This is a genomic window from Olsenella sp. KH3B4, from assembly GCA_900111695.1.
GTDB lineage: Bacteria > Actinomycetota > Coriobacteriia > Coriobacteriales > Atopobiaceae > Tractidigestivibacter.
Window position 1 is genome coordinate 211,320 of record FOHD01000003.1, and the last position, 18,491, is coordinate 229,810.

Sequence of the window (18,491 nt, forward strand, 5' to 3'; positions counted from 1 at the left end):
GTTAGAGCATGGAGAAGAAGACGGTTATCGTGTGCTGCGCCTCATCGATGATTACGTCGACCATGGCGGTTGCCAAGGTGAAGGAAATTGCTGCTGCTTGCGGTGCACCTGAGCCTCGCATTATTCAGTGCAAGTTCTCCGAGGTTCAGGGAAACCTCGCTTCTAATCAGGTCGACTTTATTGTTCCTACTGGCAAGCTCAAGGGTGTTGAGACGGGGGATGTGCCTGTAATTAAGGGGACAGCCTTTGTTACTGGTGTCGGCGAAGACAAGGCAAAGGCCGAGATTGAGGCTCAGCTTAAGGCATAAGTGTTACTTGCAAACTAGGAGGTAGAGGCAATGGACTTCGTGGTAACCGGTCTCCAAACAATCGCTTCGATGGGCCCCATGGTCATGATGCCAATCATCATTCTGGTCCTCGGACTTATCTTCCGTGTGAAAATCAATGTTTTGCTGAAGTCTGCCCTGCTCGTAGGTATTGGTTTTGCGGGCGTCAACATGGTAATCAACTGGTTTGTCGCCCAGGTTGCAGGTTCCGTAACCAACATGGTCTCGAACTGGGGAATTCAGACCTCTATCATGGATGTGGGATGGCCTGCTAGAGCTGCAGCAACATGGGCATTCCCTCTTGCCGCAATCGTTGTCTTTGTCGTTCTCGGTGTAAACGCCCTGATGCTTATTACCAAGACCACAAAGACCGTCATGGTCGACTTCTGGTCGTACAACCATTTCATCTTTACGGGGGCTCTTGTTTGGTATGCGACAAACGGCAACCCTTGGATTTCTATCATCGCGTCTGCAATCGACTTCATCATCACGATTAAGATTGCTGACTGGACCACTCCCGTTGTCGAGGACTATTTCGAGCTCGAGGGTGTCAACTTCCCGACTTCAAACTCTGCAATCTGGGCTCCTGTTGCATATGTTTTGAACAAGCTTTGGGATGCTATTCCGGGCATCAACAAGATTGACATCAATCCGAAGGGTGTCCAGGAGAAGTTTGGTTTCGTAGGTGAGCCGATGTTCATGGGATTCATCATCGGTGCTGCTATCGGTCTTCTGGCGGGCGACTCGATTGACAAGGTCCTTATCGTTGCCATGAGCACTTCCGCAACGATGGTTCTGACTCCCAAGATGATGCAGATTCTTATGGAGGGTCTCCTCCCGTTCGCAAACGCTGTCAAAGAGATCCTTCAGAAGCGTTTCCCTGGTACCGACTTCGTCATGGGCATCGATGCTGCCCTGACCGTTGCTAATGAGTCCGCTATCACGGTCGGAATCATCATGGTTCCTATCACGCTCCTCCTCGCGGCAGTCCTGCCTGGCAACAAGCTCCTCCCCATCGCCGATATTGCCTATCAGGCGATGTGGCTCGCCGCATGGCCGGTTGCGTTTGGAAAGGGCAATATCTTCCGCGGTATCCTCTCCACGACCATAATTACTTGCATCGTGCTGTGGATTGCTACCGCCCTCGCGCCCGTTCACACCCAGCTCGCAATTGCCGGTGGCTTCGTACTGCCGGATGGCATGCAGTTCATCTCCACTGAGGATGCAGGAGAGCACCTTATTGGCTTCTGCCTCCAGTGGCTTGCGGGCTTCTTGGCCTAGTTCATTGCATGAACAGTGTCTATACGAGGGGTGGGGCATAATGCTCTGCCCCTCTCTCTTCCCACCGATAAGTTAGGACGGCAATGAAGGTTACCGAAGTACAGATTTACGAGGTCAAGCCGAGGTGGATATTTTGCAAAGTTGACACCGACGAAGGCGTCAGTGGATGGGGCGAGATGGTGTCTGGCACCAAGACACAAACAGTTGTCGAAGGTGCCAAAGAGCTTTCGGAAAGAATCGTCGGTCGCGACCCATTCGAGATCGAAAGACTCTGGCAAGAGCTGCACAGGTCCTTCTTTCGTGGCGGTCCCATCAACGGGACGATAATCTCTGGACTCGAGATGGCCCTCTGGGACATCAAGGGCAAGGCGTTTGGTGTTCCAGTGTGGCAACTGCTGGGAGGTAAGGCGCGTGACCGCGTGCGAGTTTATTCGTGGATTGGCGGTGATCGCCCCGCAGATGTCGCAAAAGGAGCTAAGGATAGACTTGAAAAAGGTTTCCGTGCTGTGAAGATGAACGCTACCGAGGAGCTTCATTACGTTGACACCTATGACAAAGTCCAGCAAGTTGTTGACAGGGTGGAGTCTATCCGAAGCGCATGTGGGAACGAAATTGAAATAGGTATCGATTTTCACGGGCGCGTTCACAGACCTATGGCAAAGGTGCTTGCGCATGCCCTCGTTCCTTACCATCCCATGTTTATTGAGGAGCCTGTACTGCCTGAGAACTGGGAATCATTTGACGACATAGCTCGCGAGGCGCCCATCCCAATTGCAACGGGGGAGCGCCTGTACTCACGTTGGGAGTTCAAGCGCCTATTTGCCCAGGGGGCGGTCGACATCATTCAGCCGGACGTCTCCCTCTGTGGAGGCATTCTTGAGATGCGTAAGATAATCGCAATGGCCGAGGCATTTGATATGGCGGCCGCGCCACACGCTCCCTATGGACCAATCGCCCTCGCCGCAACTCTTCAGGTTGACGCATGTTCACCCAATGTGTTTATCCAGGAGCAGAGCCTTGGAATTCACTACAACCAGGGGTTTGACCTCCTTGACTTTGTTAAGAACAAAGAGATCTTTCAGTACTCAGACGGATATGTTGACGTTCCAAGCAAGCCTGGACTAGGACTTGAAATTGATGAGGAGAAGGTTAAGGGGGTATCTGCCGAAGGGCTCGTGTGGAGAAACCCTAGCTGGAAAAATTACGATGGCACCATTGCGGAGTGGTAGGGAATGATGATTAACACTGTTCTCGGAGAAGTTTCCCCTCAGGACCTAGGAACAACCTACATTCATGAGCATCTGTACGTCTCACCAGACGAGCTTGCACGCTACTATGATTACACTCTTGACGTGCCATCGAAAAGTATCGAGGAAGCCAAACTTTTCAAGGCTGCGGGTGGCCGCACGATTGTGGACATGACGCCTCTGGCGTATGGTCGCAACCCTGAAGCTCTCCGCTTTATTTCCCAACACGCTGGTATCAATGTACTGTGCATCACGGGGTTTCACAAGGATTTGTGGCTTCCTCGTTGGTTTGATAACTTATCTGATGAAGAAATCTCGTGTGAGCTTACGCGTGAGATTGAAGATGGAATAGGCTTCTCAAAGGTCAAGCCCTCTGCAGTGAAGATCGGTACTTCCCTGGGTAAAGTAACGGAGCGGGAGAAGCGTGCAATTAGAATTGCTACTCCGGTTGCCCTGAGGCACCACCTACCAATCATTACGCACTGTGACAAGGGTACGATGGGCCTTGAGCAGCTCGATTTGCTCGAAGCTCAGGGTATGGATTTGTCTCATGTATGTCTCTCGCACACAGATCTCACCTTGGATTCTGCCTATATGAAATCCCTCATGAGCAGGGGGGCGTTCCTCTCTTTCGATCACGTCGGAAGGGACCTTAGCGCACGCGATGCTAATCGCGTGCGGATATTAAAGGACCTCATCACTTCAGGATTCGGAGACCAAATCTGTCTGGCGGGAGACATGGGCAAGAAGAACTATTTCAAGTCGTATGGTGGTGCACCTGGCCTCGATTACATCCTCACAGACTTGAAAGAGTATCTCCTGGATGAGATTGGCGAAGAGGACTATTGGAAGATGTTGATAGACAACCCCCGGAATGTCCTCGATTGGTCCTAACGAAATTGGATAGGGGAATTTAGACCTCTATCCTTACCACACAACAGGAAAGGCAATACACTATGCAACGCAAGATCGATCAGCTCGAGCCCTTCCAGCGCGCCATCTCAAAGGCACACCTTGCAGCTGCGGGCATTTCTATTGATTCGCTCGAGGATCCGAACAAGCCGCTTATTGCGATTGCAAACAGCTGGAATGAGGTTTGCCCCGGCCACGAGCCGCTCCGACAGCTTGCCGCGGAAGCTAAGAAGGGCGTGCTTGAGGCCGGTGGAGAGCCTATAGAGTTCAACACTATCGGAATGTGCGATGGAGTTGCCCAGGGCCATCCCGGCATGAGGTACTGCCTGCCGCATCGTGATCTCATTACCGATTCTTGCGAGGCCATGATCGTCGGCGAGGGGGTCTTTGACGGCGTGGTCTACATGGGCTCGTGCGACAAGATTATCCCTGGCATGCTCAATGCCGCCGCACGAATCAATCTTCCCTCGGCAATTGTCACCGCTGGCCCCTGCTATGACGAGATAAAGCCCTCTGAATCCAAGGCGCTTCGTGCGGCGTTCTTGCGCGGGGAAGCAACAGAACGCGATGTAATCGAGGGAACGCTCAGATACTACACGGGCCCAGGCATCTGCCCGTTTTTGGGTACCGCAAACACCATGGGATGCATCCCGGAGGCTCTCGGCATGATGCTTCCATATGGTGCCCTCTGGCCAAGCTCTACTAGCCAGCGAAGGTTCAGCGCTCGACAGACCGGCGCACGCGTCGTTGACCTTGTCCGCAGGGGAATCCGGCCCTCTGATATCATGACCCAAGCGGCACTTGACAACGCGGTAACGCTCCTTGCCTCTATCGGCGGTTCACTCAATGCCTTGGTGCATCTTCCTGCCCTTGCGCACGAACTCGGCCTTGAGGTCACTTGGGATAAAGTTGCCGATATCACCAGCCACACTCCTGTTGTTTGCAATGTGGTGCCCAATGGTGATATCAGCTGCATCAATCTCTATAAGGCAGGCGGTGTTCCTGCTGTGCTCAAGACTATTGAGGGCGATCTTGACACCACGGTCATGACTGTGACGGGGCAGACTCTCGGCGAGAACCTAGACAAGGACGTACCTGTCGACCGCTCCGTCATCCGAACTCAAGATGACCCTGGCTCGGTCTGCAACGGAATACAAGTGCTCTACGGAAATCTCGCTCCCGAGGGGGCTCTTGTCAAGACGAGTGCCGTTCCAGCCGAGCAGCATGTTTGGACGGGAAAGGCCCAGGTCTTCGAATCCGAAGAGGAAGCATTTGCTGCTTATAACGCGCACACAATCAAACCTGGAACTGGCGTTGTAGTGCGCTACGAGGGCCCCAAGGGAGGCCCGGGCATGAAGGAGCTACACCGAGTCACCGAGATCATGAAGGGCATTCCCAACTCGGCAGTCATTACGGATGGCCGTTTCTCTGGTGCGTCGGGTGGACTTTCCGTAGGATATCTCTGCCCCGAGGCGTTCGAGGGTGGCGCGATTGCTCTCGTAAAGAATGGCGATGAGATTCACGTTGACCTAACCAAGAACCTCATTGAGCTGCACGTCTCTGATGCGGAGCTCGAGAAGCGTCGTGCTTCGTGGAAGCCGGTCATTCACGAGAATGGAGGACACCTGCTTGAGCGTTATTCGAAGCAGGTGGCTTCTGCAAAGACTGGTGCCGTGTTGAGCTAACTATCGCGATTCCCAGCTGGGAATTCCTTTTTGGGCACCGCTCGGCTCTTTGTTCCGTCCGGTGCCCTCATTATTAAACCAAGGATTTCAGTGCCACGCCTTCTCTGACGTTCTCAGGGAAGGCGTGGCTGCAGATGTTCGTCGTGTTGGCGACCCTACTGTTGTCGACACGCTCGTTAGTGCCTGTTGCTCCGGAAGTGGGACCCACCGTCGTCAACGGGAAGTAGTGGTTGAGAGGGTCTTGTCAAACCCTAGAGCTGCGAGGAGCCGTGCCTGCCTGTACATATTGCAGGTGGCGGGTTTAACATCCGGGGAGGCGATGCGTGCCTACCGCCACGAGTCGACGTACTCGGCAAGCGTGAGGCTAGGCGTGTCCCGCGTGGCCTTCCGGTACAGTTTGGCCTCGTGCTTATCCGTAATCCGTCCTCGCACCAGTCATCGGTCCCGGTGCGGTACGTGCGAGCGAGTACTAATAATTGTCGGCGTTGGGGTTCATCCCAATCTCGAAGCACCTGTGCAGCCGTCTCCCGCTGCGCATGCGAATAGTGCTTGCGTTGCGGGATTGAGTTGCCGGGCAACTCAATCCCGCGGTGGCAAAAGCGCACACGAAAACAATCCCTGGCACTTCTCGGCGGCGTTTTCCCAGGAAGTCGCTGACACCCATCGTTTTCGCGTGCGTTTTTCCCGAGAAACGCGCGCACTACCCTTTCATGCAACTTTTCTGCCCGGCAACTCAGTCCCGCGAACCCCGCGGCGATGACCCCGCAGCGTGTCCATACCCCCATCGATAGCAATGAAGCTGAAATGGAGAAGACCTAGTATGGTTTCGCGTTTCTGATTTGGTTGGAATGGCAAAACGGTAAGGGCGTGGTTGAGAGATGGCTAATACCCTGGGGTCTCAAAAGGACCACATCCAGGCGCAGCTCAGGCAGTGCTATGACCTGCTCGATGGAGGGGTCTGCTTCGTTCTTGCCGACGGAACCGAGCGAATCGCCTTCGCCAACAAGGAGGTGGCGTCTCTCTACGGGTGTGAGAGCGTGCAGGACTTCCTGCATGTTTGCTCCTCAAGTTATCAGAACATGATGGAGGCGGAGGACTACACGCCTCTCGCGGAGATTTCCGCCGAGAACTCCGAGCACTTCCCCATCGCGTTCCACTATCGGACAAAGGCGGGACACTTCCGAAAGGTGCAGGGCTCGGGCACGCTCAGGGACACCCCCCTCGGGCGGGCCTACGTTCTCACGATCTTCTCGGCCGAGCAGGTCTCCAGCGACCTGAGGGGGAAAGACATCACGGGCGTGCTGGGCATGCACGACTTCTTTCGGGAGGCCCTGCATCAGGCGCAAGACCGGCTGGCGCAACCGAGGGTGCGCGCCTTGTACCCGGTCTGCTTTGACCTCACCAACTTCGCGGAATACAACCGACTGTACGGTATGCATCGGGGAGATGAGTGCCTGAAGAGAATCGCCGATGTCATCACCGAATACTTCCCGGGGACATTAGTCGGCCACCTCACCGCCGACCACTTCGTGGCGCTCCTGCCATCGGCAGGCATTGAGCCGAAGCTCGAGCAGGTCACCAATGAGGTGAGCCGCTTTATTGATGACGATGGAATCCAGCTCAAGGTTGGCATATACCGGCCGTCGGAGGAAGATACGCTGGATGACCTGCGTCATGGCTTTGACTTTGCGAAGATGGCATGCGACAGCATCAAGTCGGATAGCAATCGGAGTATTGCCGTCTATCACCCCTCAATGGGGGAGACCATCGCCAACAAGGCCTATGTCCTGCGCCATTTCAGCGAAGCACTGGAGAAGCACTACCTCAAGGTGTACTACCAGCCGGTGATTCGCACGCTGACGGGGAAGCTGAGCGGGTTCGAGGCTCTGGTGCGCTGGGAAGACCCCGCACTCGGCTTGGTCTACCCGAACGTTTTCATTCCAGTGCTCGAAGAGGCCCAGCTCATCAGCCGTCTCGATCGGTACGTCCTGGAACAGGTTGCGCGGCTGATTCGAGATCGTATGGACAACGGCCTGCCTCTGGTTCCCGTCTCCGTGAACCTCTCGGCGTATGACTTCGATGGGGCAGGCCCGCTTGACTCGATCGAGAAGACGGTACAGCGCTACCGGATTCCAAGGACTGTGCTGTGCTTCGAGATTACAGAGAGGGTCATGATTCGGAACCATCTGACCATGTCGAAGATGGTCCACGAGTTCCAGCACGCTGGCTACCAGGTGTGGATGGATGACTTCGGGAGCGAATACTCGTCGCTGAACTCGCTTCATAACTATAACTTCGACGTGATTAAGATTGACATGGGCTTCTTCAGTCACTTTGACGATAGGAGCCGGCAAATCATCACCTCGGTGGTGACAATGGCCAGGATGCTCGGCGTGCAGACGCTGGCCGAGGGGGTAGAGACGCAGGAGCAGGTCTCCTTCCTGAAGAAAATTGGCTGCGGGCGCATCCAGGGGTACTACTACGGACGCCCGATGATGTACGAGGGCACGCTTTCCCTCATGCACAGCAAGGGCTTTCAGCTGGAAACGCCAGAGGAAGCCCACATGATGGATGCCGCGGAGGACATCAACGTTGCCTCTGATGCCCCCACGGCTATCTTCAGATTTGACGGGAAGAACATCACGCTTCTCCTTGAGAATGACGCCTACAAGAGGGAGCTGAGAACCACTGGAACGCAGGATATGGCCGAGGCAAATGCTAACCTCGGGGCGGAGGGATACCCGTTCCGTGGCAGGTTCCAGCAGCTTTTGACTGACGCGTCAAGGTCGAGGGCATGGGAGACCCTGACATATGCGGATAATGGCCAGTACATTCGGGTGAGCGTCCATTGGATTGCTGGGGACGAGAAAGACTGGGTCGGCGAGGCGCACCTCTACAACATCAGCAACGACTCGGCAATTCAACAGGCGAAGACGCTTGACAATACGCTGCGCAATATCTTTCAGCTTTACGAGGGCTTCTATCTTCTCGACCGCGGCAAGGGTGAGGTTAAGGTCCTGAGGTCTAGCCATTCGGAGGTGAACCAGCGGAAGGTTCCCCAAGCCGTCCAGGCGTTCATCGAGTACTTCACCGCGAACCTGGTATATCCGGATGACAGGGCACGCTTTCGGGCATTTATCGGCTCCGAGGACGTGGGGTCGAGTGTCGAGGCCGGAAGAGGCTCTATACGGGCCGAGCTCGTGCGTATTCGAAAGGCAGACGGCACCTATCGGTGGACGGTGTTCGAGGCACTCGCGATGTACAAGAGCGCCACTAAGAACGTCCTTCTCTGCGAGCGGGATGACATCTGGGAAGGGAAGGATGATAGAGACACCCTCCTTCCCGTGTTCTGCCGTTCTTTCGGAGTCTTTGGAGCCGGTGCCGTGCGGCCGGAGACCCTGGAAGAGAGTAGTCTCTTCCGCTCGCTCTGCAATGACTCTCCATACCCGTTCTTCTGGGAAGACAAGGAAGGTCGAATCCTTGGGGTAAGCAAGGGCTTCCTCAAGGGCGGGGGGTTCCGCGACGCATCGCCGTTTCTGGGGAAGACCGAGGAGGAACTCGGAGGCAACTTTGACCTGCCGAAGATGAGCCACTCTGGAGATGGACAGCCGAGTGACGGGAAATATGACACCGAGGCACGGGAGCTGACGTTGATGAACGGCAGGCTCCAGGAAGTCCGCATTTCTCGCTCGCCCTGGTACCAGGAAAAGGAAATTGCGGGAACGCTGGGCATGATTAGTGCCCCTGGACCGGAAGGTGATGACGAGGAATCTCGTCTGGGCCTTGTCGATCCCGAGACAGGGTTTCTCAGCTTCCGGGGTTCAATCGAGGCCGGCCTGCTGTATGCAGACCAGTATCGCCTGAGGAGGCTTGAGTACGTCGGCCTTCTCATGGACGTTCCCGCCTTTGCGGAGGTGATGCGTGACAGTGCCGAGAATGCGAAGGCTATATTGACAGAGCTATCGACAACGCTTCGGAAGGCCTTGACTCCTGGGTGGGCCGTTGCGCGAATTGGGCTTTGCTGCTTTCTCTGCTTCTGCCAGAGGGACAACGCCGGAAAGATCGAGGAGCGGCTAGGGGAGGTCTCGGAAATCCTTCCGCAGCTGTGGAGACGTCTTGGAGTCCGGACGGTCCCCACGCTCGCGCACGCGGTGGCGTATAGCTCGGAGGTGAGAAGCCTTGACGAGATGTTCCAGCTTCTGACAAGAAGGCTGAGCAGCGCGGAGAAGGAGGTATATGGAGACAAGCCCTATACGGACGATCGCCTGTTCGTGAGGCGAGAGGTGCTGGATGGCATGCCGGAACGCGTTGTCATCAGCGATCCTAAGACGTATGAGCTCGTCTATATGAACCAAGCTGCGCGGAGGGATGTTGGGATTAGCCAGGACGACAGCCTCAAGGGTCGCTTCTGCTACAGAGTGCTGGAAGGCTTCGATGCCCCATGCAGGGACTGCCCGAACATGATGCTGCGGATGGACCGTGCATTCTGTACGTCCCACATGAGCCACAAGACCGGAGAAAGCTTGATTGTCCGCTCGTTCCTCACGTCGTGGGAGAGGCGGTCGCTCAAAGTTACCATCGCCTTCAACCTGAACGAGTATCTGGATACGCTCGCAAAGGATCGTGGTCTTTTCTACCAGGAGATGCGCGCAAACGAGGCGATATCCCGCGGCATGATGGAGGCAGATCCGGAAAAGGGAATTGAGCAGACGATTGCGTGCATAGCCGAGAACATGCAACCGGAGCGGTTCCTTATATTCGAGGAGCGAGACGACAATACGGTCAGCGCGACCTACGAATGGAGGGCTCCGGGCGTGGTCGCGCTGAAGGACGAGCTCCAGAGCATTCCGAGGACGGGTCTGACGGCCCTGTATGAGGGATTTTCCTCGAATAGGCTGGTCATGGTTAGTGACATGGAAGCGTTCCAGAAGGAGCACCCAAACTTTTCGCTTCGCATCCATGGGGTGCATGGCTTCATCTCGGGACAGCTGCTGCTCCAGAACCAGCGAGAGGGCTTTACGCTGGTCATCAACCCATCGGAAGAGAGCTTCCAGACGGGCAGCATCTTGTACTCAACGCTCACCGACTTCATCGCGGTGATGGTTCGTAACAGAAACAGCCTGCACGAGCTGGAGAAGCAGAGCATGATTGACCAGCTCACCGGTGCCGGCAACAGACGTGCGCTGGAGCGCCGGATTCGGGAGTGGCAGGGCGATGGCGTGCTGGGCGTGATTTCAATCGACCTTAACGGATTGAAGAACACGAATGACACGCAGGGCCACCATGCTGGCGACGTGCTGATTCGCGAGACCGCGCGCGTCCTCGAGGAGTGCGCTGGTGAGGACTGCGTTTTCCGGACCGGTGGAGACGAATATGTCGTTGTGACTGAGGACCTTGAGGAGCGAGATATTCGGCTGCTGATTCAGCACATGCGAAAGAGCGCGGTGAACAACGGCATCAGCATGGCAATTGGATATTCGTGCATTCGGGGGAAGCTCACGGACTTCGATGCGCTGCTTACGAAGGCAGACTTCAACATGTACCAGGACAAGGGGCACAGCTTCCGCAGGAGGCGCGGGGATCGCTAGCGGGATTGAGTTCCCGGGCAACTCAATCCCGCGGCGGGCATGCAATCGAGTTCCCTGGCAATGGAATCCCATTGCCAGGGAACTAAATCCCGCGGGCAAGCGCCACGAACGCGTCAACGTCCTCGTCGGAGCTCGCCCAGCTCGTTGCCAGCCGCACCACCGTTCTGCCGTCGGCCAAGCGTTCCCAGAAGCTCATCTCGACGCGCTCCGAAAGGTGCACGTACTGCTTCTCGTCCAGCGCGACAAACACCTGGTTGGTCTGCTGCGGATACATAAGCTCGCAACCGGGGTCATCGAATGCTCGCGCGATTCGCCCAGCCTGCACAATTGCCCTCTGGCCAATCTGCTGGTAGAGGCCATCGGAGAAGAGCGTCTCAAACTGAATGCCCGTAATCATTCCCTTGGCGAGAAGAGCTCCGCGTCGCTTAACAAGCGTGAAGAAGTGGGGGCACGTCTCCGGCCTGGGAAAGACCACCGCCTCGCCGAGAAGTGCCCCGCATTTGGTGCCGCCAACGTAGAAGGCGTCGGCAAGGCGGGCCAGGTCGGCAAGAGCCACGTCGTTTGCCGGCGCTGCAAGAGCGTACGCCAGCCGCGCACCGTCAACGTAGAGCCGCATGTCGTGCTTGTCGCACGTTGTCCGCAACGCGCTAAGCTCGCGCAGCGAGTAGAGCGTGCCGTATTCGGTTGGCTGGGAGATGTACACCAGCCCCGGCATGACCATGTGCTCGCGGTTCTCGTCCTGCTCCCACGACTTTGCCAGGGCATCCACGTTGGCGGCTCCCAGCTTGCCGTCTCTCTCGGGCAGTTGGATGACCTTGTGCCCGCAGGCCTCAATTGCCCCCGCCTCGTGGACGCTCACGTGGCCCGAGCTCGCCGCGACGACGCCTTGCCACGGCGCGAGGAGCGCATCAATCGTGACGGCATTCGCCTGCGTGCCTCCAACCAGGAAGTGGACCTCCGCCTGCGGCGCACTGCAGGCATCGCGGATGAGCTTGCGTGCGTGCTCGCTGTGGGCGTCCATCCCATATCCGGCGTTGGCCTCCATGTTCGCGGCGACCAGGCGCTCGAGGACGCGCGGGTGCGCGCCCTGCTGATAGTCGGATGCAAACGGCAGTCTCTTCTCGGTGTGCATCGTAATTCCTTCCTGCAAGGTCAACCGGACCCATGGGGTGGTGTGTCAAGTCCAATACAGTGCTGCGGTACCGCGTTGGGACCTGACCCTGATATGCTCTATTGAGGTTACCTAATACAGGCGACAAGCAAAGGAGCTCCTCATGGCCATGATCGTACTTATCGTCATCATTGCGGTTCTCGTGCTCTCGACGGGCTACGTCGTGCGCCAGCAGCACGTCGCCGTTATCGAGCGCCTGGGCAAGTTCCACGGGTTTGCCGGACCGGGCTTTCACGTGAAGTTTCCCTTTATTGACGTCACGCGCGACGTAAGTCTCATGACCGAGGACGAGCACATGACCTTTGATGCCAAGACCTCGGATAACGTGACTATCGAGCTGGACGTCTCTATCCAGTACCATGTGGATTACGGCGACGTCGAGAAGGGCGCGGATTCGGGCGTCTATCGCAGCTTCTATACGCTGCAAGATCCCGTGGGGCAGATGCAGGACTACCTGGCCGACGCGCTGCGCTCGCAGATCCCCGCGCGCACGCTTGACGAGGTCTTCTCCGAGAAGGACGCCATTGCCCACGCGATCGACGAGGTCGTTGCCGCCAAGATGCTCGACTACGGCTACGTGCTGGTGACCACCCTCATCACGCGAATTAAGCTCCCCAAGGAGGTTCAGGAGTCGATGAACCACATCATCGCCTCGAAGAACAACCTCGAGAGCGCGACCAACGACGCCAACGCCGCTAAGGCAAAGACCGTCATTGCGGCGCAGGCCAAAGCCGAGGCAATGGCAGCCGAGGGCAAGGGCATCGCCGACCAGCGCGTTGCCATCGCGCGGGGCATCAAGGACTCCATCGACACCATCCGCGAGTCCGGCGTGACCGAGGAGGAGGCCAACCGCCTCTTCGAGTTCACGCAGTGGACGGACATGATGAACAACTATGCCGCAAGTGGTAAGGCTACTACGGTGCTGCTGCCCGAGGACTTCGACCAAAGCGGCGTCTTCAAGAGCATCGTCGCTGGTAAGAAGGCCGGGGAGAAGTAGGCAGAAGGCCGCTGGCAGCGGGCGTCGCAGCGGGCGTTGCGGCGGGCGGAGGACTCGGGCGGCGGGCTTGGGCGCAGCCGGGTGCCGCCGGGGTTCCCCGCCGCTGCCTGGCGGCTTCGGAACCTTAGCCCTGCCTCAATCGGCGCTCCAGGCGTTTGCTCACGGCGACAAGTGCCATCACGATTACGTAATAGATGACGGCGACGGCGATGAACGGCTCAAACGCTCGGTACGTAAGAGCCTGCACGCTCTGTGCCGCACGCATCATGTCCATAAGGCCGATGGTCGCCACGAGCGAAGAGCTCTTGAGTACCGTAATGACCTCGTTGACCAGAGCGGGGGCTACCGAACGCAGCGCCTGCGGAATGATGATCTCCCACATCATGAGGTGATAGGGGAGGCCCAAGGCTCGTGCGGCGTCGTATTGGCCGCGGTCCACCCCCTCGATGCCCCCACGCACGGTCTCGGAGACGGTGGCCGACCCATTGAGCCCCAGCGTGAATACCGAGGCAGCAAACATCGAGATCTTGTACCCCGTGAGCTGCGGCGTCGCGAAGTACGCAATGAAGAGCAGCACGATGAGGGGAATCCCACGGAAGATAGACGTGTAGAAGTCAAGCACCGCCCGGAGCGGCTTGCACGGCAGCACCTTGAGCACGGCGATAAGGAAGCCCAGCGCAAAGGCCAATACCAGGGCGGCTGCCGTCACCTCTAGGGTGACGGCGAGGCCGCTCAGGAACATGGGAGCATATGGTTCGATGACCGAGAAGTTCATGCCACTCTTTCGCTAGTTGGCGCTGGATGAACCCACACCCTCGGTTGCAGAGCCAGATGCCGAGAAGTCACCGCCCCATTCGAAGTCGGGGCCAACGTAGGTGCCAATGAACTGGTCGATGGTTCCGTCCTCGAGCATCTCGCCGACGCATTGGTCGAAGGCGGCCATGAACGCTGCGCCCTTCGTGGCCATGACGCGGTAGACGCCCACGTAGTCCTTGGTCTCGTTTCGGTCGAGAAGGCCTAGCACCAGGCCGTCGTTGGCGTCGCGCATGGACTGGCCCTCGGCGCCGTCGCACACGTAGGCGTCGATGCGGCCGGCGAGAACCTCTTGCAGGCACTGATCGCCGCCGTCGTAGGTGTGGATGTCGGCGTCGGGCAGGACAGCAGCAACAAACTTGTTCTGTACCGTGCCCGTGGTGCAGGCAATGCTCTTGCCTGCCAGGCCGTCGATGCTTGTGATGGGGTCGCCGCCCAGCGTGAGCACGCCAACGAGCGGCTGGTAGTAGCCGCGGGTGAAGTCATAGGTCTGCTCGCGCTCCGCGTTCGAAGACATGGCCATCGTGAAGGACGTGTCGCTTGCCTGGACGGAGGCAAGCGTTGCGGCAAACTCCTGCGGCTCGAAGTCGTAGGTGAAGCCAAGGCGGCTGGCTATCTCGTCTGCTACGGCGATATCCAGGCCAACGACCTTCTGGGTGCCGTCTGACTGCATCTCGATGTAGCGGTACGGCGCAAAGGCATCGTCGCCCACGAAGGTGAGGTGCTGGCCAGAGAGGTCATTTGTCGCGGAACCACTTGTGGCTGACGTGTCCGTGGCACTACTCGTGCCATCGCCCTGCTGCGTGCCGCCACATCCCGCAAGAGCCAGCGGCGCAAGGGCTGCTCCTGCTGCCATCACGCCGAGAAAAGATCTGCGATCCATAGAGCCAGAGAAGTCGGTGCTCATAACTATCCCCCCATTTCCGACTGTAGTGCCAGCCATTGTATCCCACTAAAATCCTAGTTGTTAGGTAGGATACATACTGGTAGCTTTCGCGGCCGTGTGGAGCCAAGTGAAGCTTACGGTGCTCGGCTGTTTGCCGTCGAAGCGTTCCGGTAACGGGCCTTGGGGCCCAGTTCTGATATGCCGCAGCGGCGGATGGGCTGGAAGACGGCGGCTCGTCTCGCTAGCGGTATTGTCGCACAGATTTCAGACGAAATTGCGAACAAACGTTCGCCCTCAATATTCGGCCGTTTGCCGATAGGGAACTGACCAACATGTTGGTCATATGAGACGCTCTATGTGCGGCGAGGGAGGAGAAGTCTATGGCGTACATAGAGATCAGTCTTGAGGGAGCTCGTCACGTTGGTCTTGCCGAGGCCAAGGCTGGGCTTAGCGGGATTGTCGTTGGGGCAGAGTCTGCTGGGGAGATATGTGTCATCGAGCGCTACGGGAGGCCGGCGGCACTGGTGGTTCCCTATCCGCATGCTGTCTCAGGGTCCGAGCGCGCTAGGGGCTCGCTCAAGGAATTTGCCAGTCCAGAAAAACGTATACAGGAGTGCGGCGCCTTTGCAGAGGCTATGGAAGTGAAGCATGTCGGAGAAACCCGTGCTTCTTGATGCGAATGCAGCCCTTCGCTACTTGCTCGAAGACAATGACGAGCAAACCGAGGAGGTTTGTCGGGCGGTTGCATCGGGAGCGGAGGTCACGCTGGAAGTGCTTGCAGAATGCGTCTACGTGCTCTCGTACGTGTATGAAGTGCCCAGGTCACGTGTGGCCGAGAGCCTCGGCCTTCTTCTCGATGACGTTGCGTGCCAGCGACGAGGCATAGCCCTGGCAGCGCTGGGGCTCTGGTCGGGTAGCACTTATGACTTCGTCGACTGCGTGCTTGCGGCTGAGCATTCCGAGTTGGGCAGAGACGTCCTGACCTTCGACAGGAAGCTTCTCTGCCTGCTTGCAACGGTCGGATAGCTGCGTGCACAAAAACGGCGCCCGGCCAAAGCCGGACGCCGCCTGGGGTGACGCAATGGCGAGGGTCCTCGCCGTGATGCGCTGTGCTTGCCCTAGAGTTCGTCTCGAAGCTGGTCAACAAGCTGGGAGAAGTACGTCAGCGCGTCTTCGACCGGCTTGCTTGTGGCCATGTCCACGCCGGCGCCTCGCAGGAGCTCGATGGGAGGCTTGCTCGAGCCGCCCTTGAGGCAGCCCAGGTAGTCCTTCACCGCAGGCGCACCCTCGGCAAGGATGCGGTTCGAGATGGCGATGGCGGCAGCGTAGCTCGTCGCGTACTGGTAGACGTAATAGCCGTAGTAGAAGTGCGGGATGCGTGCCCACTCCAGGCGTATCCCGTCATCCACGGTCACCGCGTCGCCAAAGTACTGCGCGTTGAGCTCGCCCCAGCGCTCGCAGAGGGCGTCAGCCGTGACACCACGGCCATCAGCGTTCATCTCGTTCACGTCGCGCTCGAACTCGGCGAACATGCACTGGCGGTAGAGCGTCGCGCGGAAGGACTCCACAAAGTTGTTGAGCACGTAGGCGTGGGTGGCAGGGTCCGTGGTGTGCTCGAGCAGGTAGTGCGAGAGCAGTGCCTCGTTGCAGGTGGAGGCAACCTCGGCCACGAAGATGGGATAGTCGCTGTAGGTAGGTGATTGCGTATGGCACGAGAGGTATGTGTGCACGGAGTGGCCCATCTCGTGCGCGAGCGTGAAGACGTCGTCGAGGCTCCCGTCAAAGCTCGTGAGGATTACGGGGTTGGTGCCGTAGGAACCTGCGGAGTAGGCGCCGGAGCGCTTGCCGGGGGTCTCGTACACGTCGATCCAGCGCTCCTCGAGGCCCTGACGCACGATGGCCAGGTAGTCCTCGCCAAGCGGCTCGAGCGCCTTGAGGATGAGGTTCCAGGCCTCCTCGTAGGTGAAGGTGAGGTCCACGGAGTCGACGAGGGGCACGTACATGTCCCAGAAGTGCAGCTCGTCCACGCCCAGGACGTCCTTGCGCAGGCTTGCGTAGTTGTGGAGCGCGCCGAGGTTCTTGTGCACCGCGTCCACGAGGTTGTCGTAGACCGAGGCGGGAACCTCGTTGGCATCGAGACAGTACTCGAGGGCGTCCTTGTAGCGTCGCGAGTCCGCAAAGAACTTGAGCTGCTTGACCTGGGCGGCGAGAAGCCCGGCGCAGGTGTTGCGGTGCGCGCCGTAGCTCGCGTAGACCGAGTCGAAGGCGGACTTGCGCAGCACACGGTCGTGATTGCGCTCGAGGCCGATGAAGCTGCCGTGGCTCACGGGGTGCTTCTCGCCCTTTGCGTCCGTGGCGTCCGCAAAGGTGAGGTCGGCATCGTTGAGCTGCGAGAACACGCGCTCGGGCTGGGCGGCTGCGTCACCGGCGCGTGCGAGGATGTCCTCCTCTGCCGCCGAGAGGCGGTGCGGGCGCATGCGCAGCTCGCGCTCGATCGCGCGGCGGTAGTGCTCGAGGTCTGGCTCCTCGGCAAAGAAGGCGGCAAGCTTCTCGTCCGCCATGCCAAGAAGCTCTGCCGAGAACCACGAGCATGCTCCCTGCGTCTCCACCTCCAGGCCCATGACCTGGTCGGAGTAGACTTGGTAGCGTGCCACACGGGTGTCGACGTCGGCGCAGCGGTCGGCGTAGTTGCCCAGGCGACTGAGGGTGACGTTTGCCTCGTCCGAGAGGCGAAGGTAGGCGAGAAGGTCTGCCGCCGAGGCGCTCACACGCCCCTTGTAGGCCGCGAGCTTGCCGGGGAGGGCCTTGGCGTCCTCGAACTGACGCTCGAAGTCCTTGTCGTCCACGCACATGGACGAGAGGTCCCAACGGTACTTCTCGGGAATCTGGTCGCGCGACTGGTATTGCATACGTGCTCCTTAGGGTGGAGTTCTTTCAGACTTTCCCATGGTACACGCTGGGGCGCGCGGCGGGCGAGACGCAGGGCGGTATGGTCGCCGGATGGTTTGGCTACGCGCGGGCGGGAAGCTGCGCCACGGCCTCGGCAAGGACGTGGCCCTCCATGGCGTGGAGCAGCTCGTTGAGCCAGAATCCCTCCCTGAGCTGCGGAGCATTGTCCAGCGCATACACGCGCAACGTGTAGGTGTGGTCACGGTCGGGCGGCTGAGGTCCGTTGTAGCGGCAGGTGAGGAGCGGATCGCGACTGCCTACCAGGCGCGACGCCGACGAGTTTTTGCCTTGGATCATTCCGCCAAAGCGCCGATTGGAGGCATCCTCAGGGAACTCGGTTGCGCTTGCGGGAATGTCGCAGGCGCACCAGTGAATCCAGGGGAAGCCGCACACGGGGATGGAGTCGACGTCGTAGAAGACCACGGCCAGCGTTGCAGCGCCCGTGGGTACGCCCGTGACCTCGAGGGGGAACGATCGCGTTGGCGTGCCGGCATACAGGCCGGCTGGGTCGGCAAACTTCGCGTAGGCGTCGGGGATGTAGCCGTTCTCGTCGAGCTTCACATGCACGTCCATGGTTGCCTCCTGAGGTTGGGATGCCACGTGCCTCTCGTCAGTATTGTATTCGGCGCCAAGCTT

14 protein-coding genes are annotated in these 18,491 nt (G+C 58.4%); 9 read left to right on the plus strand and 5 right to left on the minus strand.

Translation table 11 applies throughout. From position 1 onward, the window contains the following. The first annotated feature begins 8 nt into the window (after positions 1-8). The 6 genes from BMX94_RS04320 (at position 9) to BMX94_RS04345 (ending at position 11,039) form a co-directional block, all read left to right on the plus strand. Entirely contained in the window at positions 9-308 is a 300-nt protein-coding gene (locus tag BMX94_RS04320) for a PTS sugar transporter subunit IIB (RefSeq protein ID WP_091004037.1), read from the plus strand. A gap of 30 nt (positions 309-338) precedes the next feature. Further along, entirely contained in the window at positions 339-1,607 is a 1,269-nt protein-coding gene (locus BMX94_RS04325) for a PTS galactitol transporter subunit IIC (protein WP_091004040.1), read from the plus strand. 83 nt (positions 1,608-1,690) lie between these two features. After that, positions 1,691-2,836, plus strand: coding sequence for a galactonate dehydratase (gene dgoD, locus BMX94_RS04330; protein WP_072355257.1), 1,146 nt, complete (start codon positions 1,691-1,693; stop codon positions 2,834-2,836). A gap of 3 nt (positions 2,837-2,839) precedes the next feature. Continuing rightward, positions 2,840-3,748, plus strand: coding sequence for a phosphotriesterase family protein (locus BMX94_RS04335; RefSeq protein WP_286160016.1), 909 nt, complete (start codon positions 2,840-2,842; stop codon positions 3,746-3,748). Between the two features lie 62 nt (positions 3,749-3,810). Beyond that, the gene (gene ilvD / locus BMX94_RS04340; protein WP_091004044.1) at positions 3,811-5,451 is read left to right on the plus strand and encodes a dihydroxy-acid dehydratase; all 1,641 of its coding nucleotides are present in this window, start codon (positions 3,811-3,813) and stop codon (positions 5,449-5,451) included. Positions 5,452-6,329: 878 nt separating this feature from the next. Then, on the plus strand, positions 6,330-11,039 hold the full coding sequence (locus BMX94_RS04345; protein WP_091004046.1) for a sensor domain-containing diguanylate cyclase: 4,710 nt from the start codon (positions 6,330-6,332) through the stop codon (positions 11,037-11,039). An 82-nt stretch (positions 11,040-11,121) separates the two neighbouring features. On the opposite strand, the gene BMX94_RS04350 is transcribed toward BMX94_RS04345, so the two are convergent. Then, positions 11,122-12,171 (minus strand): threonine aldolase family protein, encoded by a 1,050-nt coding sequence (locus BMX94_RS04350; RefSeq protein ID WP_091004050.1) that lies wholly within the window; start codon positions 12,169-12,171, stop codon positions 11,122-11,124. Positions 12,172-12,313: 142 nt separating this feature from the next. Here BMX94_RS04350 and BMX94_RS04355 point away from each other — a divergent pair, with 142 nt between their 5' ends. Further along, on the plus strand, positions 12,314-13,207 hold the full coding sequence (locus BMX94_RS04355) for an SPFH domain-containing protein (protein ID WP_091004053.1): 894 nt from the start codon (positions 12,314-12,316) through the stop codon (positions 13,205-13,207). 124 nt (positions 13,208-13,331) lie between these two features. Here the strand turns inward: BMX94_RS04355 and BMX94_RS04360 are convergent, their stop codons facing one another. Both BMX94_RS04360 and BMX94_RS04365 read right to left on the minus strand, forming a co-directional pair. Then, positions 13,332-13,982 (minus strand): amino acid ABC transporter permease, encoded by a 651-nt coding sequence (locus BMX94_RS04360; RefSeq protein ID WP_091004055.1) that lies wholly within the window; start codon positions 13,980-13,982, stop codon positions 13,332-13,334. Positions 13,983-13,994: 12 nt separating this feature from the next. Next, a complete protein-coding gene (locus BMX94_RS04365) occupies positions 13,995-14,927 on the minus strand; it encodes a substrate-binding periplasmic protein (protein WP_177171322.1) in 933 nt (310 codons plus the stop codon). Between the two features lie 359 nt (positions 14,928-15,286). On the opposite strand from BMX94_RS04365, the gene BMX94_RS04370 reads away from it, so the two are divergent. Together BMX94_RS04370 and BMX94_RS04375 are read left to right on the plus strand one after the other, a co-directional pair. Next, positions 15,287-15,580, plus strand: a complete 294-nt coding sequence (locus BMX94_RS04370; protein ID WP_091004059.1) for a type II toxin-antitoxin system Phd/YefM family antitoxin — start codon at positions 15,287-15,289, stop codon at positions 15,578-15,580. After that, positions 15,555-15,932 (plus strand): type II toxin-antitoxin system VapC family toxin, encoded by a 378-nt coding sequence (locus BMX94_RS04375; protein WP_091004061.1) that lies wholly within the window; start codon positions 15,555-15,557, stop codon positions 15,930-15,932. The genes BMX94_RS04370 and BMX94_RS04375 overlap by 26 nt, the downstream gene beginning before the upstream one ends. A 92-nt stretch (positions 15,933-16,024) precedes the next feature. On the opposite strand, the gene pepF is transcribed toward BMX94_RS04375, so the two are convergent. Both pepF and BMX94_RS04385 read right to left on the minus strand, forming a co-directional pair. After that, the gene (pepF, locus tag BMX94_RS04380) at positions 16,025-17,815 is read right to left on the minus strand and encodes an oligoendopeptidase F (RefSeq protein WP_091004063.1); all 1,791 of its coding nucleotides are present in this window, start codon (positions 17,813-17,815) and stop codon (positions 16,025-16,027) included. A 100-nt stretch (positions 17,816-17,915) separates the two neighbouring features. Next, positions 17,916-18,428: a YbhB/YbcL family Raf kinase inhibitor-like protein gene (locus BMX94_RS04385; protein WP_091004065.1), complete on the minus strand. Its 513-nt coding sequence runs from the start codon at positions 18,426-18,428 to the stop codon at positions 17,916-17,918. Between the last annotated feature and the right edge of the window lie 63 nt (positions 18,429-18,491).

What these genes read in the sequence shown, in the direction of transcription:
- BMX94_RS04365 (WP_177171322.1), bottom strand. Translation starts at nt 14,927, where the DNA reads ATGAGCACCGACTTCTCTGGCTCTATGGATCGCAGATCTTTTCTCGGC.
- BMX94_RS04350 (WP_091004050.1), bottom strand. Translation starts at nt 12,171, where the DNA reads ATGCACACCGAGAAGAGACTGCCGTTTGCATCCGACTATCAGCAGGGC.
- BMX94_RS04320 (WP_091004037.1), top strand. Translation starts at nt 9, where the DNA reads ATGGAGAAGAAGACGGTTATCGTGTGCTGCGCCTCATCGATGATTACG.
- BMX94_RS04335 (WP_286160016.1), top strand. Translation starts at nt 2,840, where the DNA reads ATGATGATTAACACTGTTCTCGGAGAAGTTTCCCCTCAGGACCTAGGA.
- pepF (WP_091004063.1), bottom strand. Translation starts at nt 17,815, where the DNA reads ATGCAATACCAGTCGCGCGACCAGATTCCCGAGAAGTACCGTTGGGAC.
- ilvD (WP_091004044.1), top strand. Translation starts at nt 3,811, where the DNA reads ATGCAACGCAAGATCGATCAGCTCGAGCCCTTCCAGCGCGCCATCTCA.
- BMX94_RS04385 (WP_091004065.1), bottom strand. Translation starts at nt 18,428, where the DNA reads ATGGACGTGCATGTGAAGCTCGACGAGAACGGCTACATCCCCGACGCC.
- dgoD (WP_072355257.1), top strand. Translation starts at nt 1,691, where the DNA reads ATGAAGGTTACCGAAGTACAGATTTACGAGGTCAAGCCGAGGTGGATA.
- BMX94_RS04355 (WP_091004053.1), top strand. Translation starts at nt 12,314, where the DNA reads ATGGCCATGATCGTACTTATCGTCATCATTGCGGTTCTCGTGCTCTCG.
- BMX94_RS04325 (WP_091004040.1), top strand. Translation starts at nt 339, where the DNA reads ATGGACTTCGTGGTAACCGGTCTCCAAACAATCGCTTCGATGGGCCCC.
- BMX94_RS04345 (WP_091004046.1), top strand. Translation starts at nt 6,330, where the DNA reads ATGGCTAATACCCTGGGGTCTCAAAAGGACCACATCCAGGCGCAGCTC.
- BMX94_RS04375 (WP_091004061.1), top strand. Translation starts at nt 15,555, where the DNA reads ATGTCGGAGAAACCCGTGCTTCTTGATGCGAATGCAGCCCTTCGCTAC.
- BMX94_RS04360 (WP_091004055.1), bottom strand. Translation starts at nt 13,982, where the DNA reads ATGAACTTCTCGGTCATCGAACCATATGCTCCCATGTTCCTGAGCGGC.
- BMX94_RS04370 (WP_091004059.1), top strand. Translation starts at nt 15,287, where the DNA reads ATGGCGTACATAGAGATCAGTCTTGAGGGAGCTCGTCACGTTGGTCTT.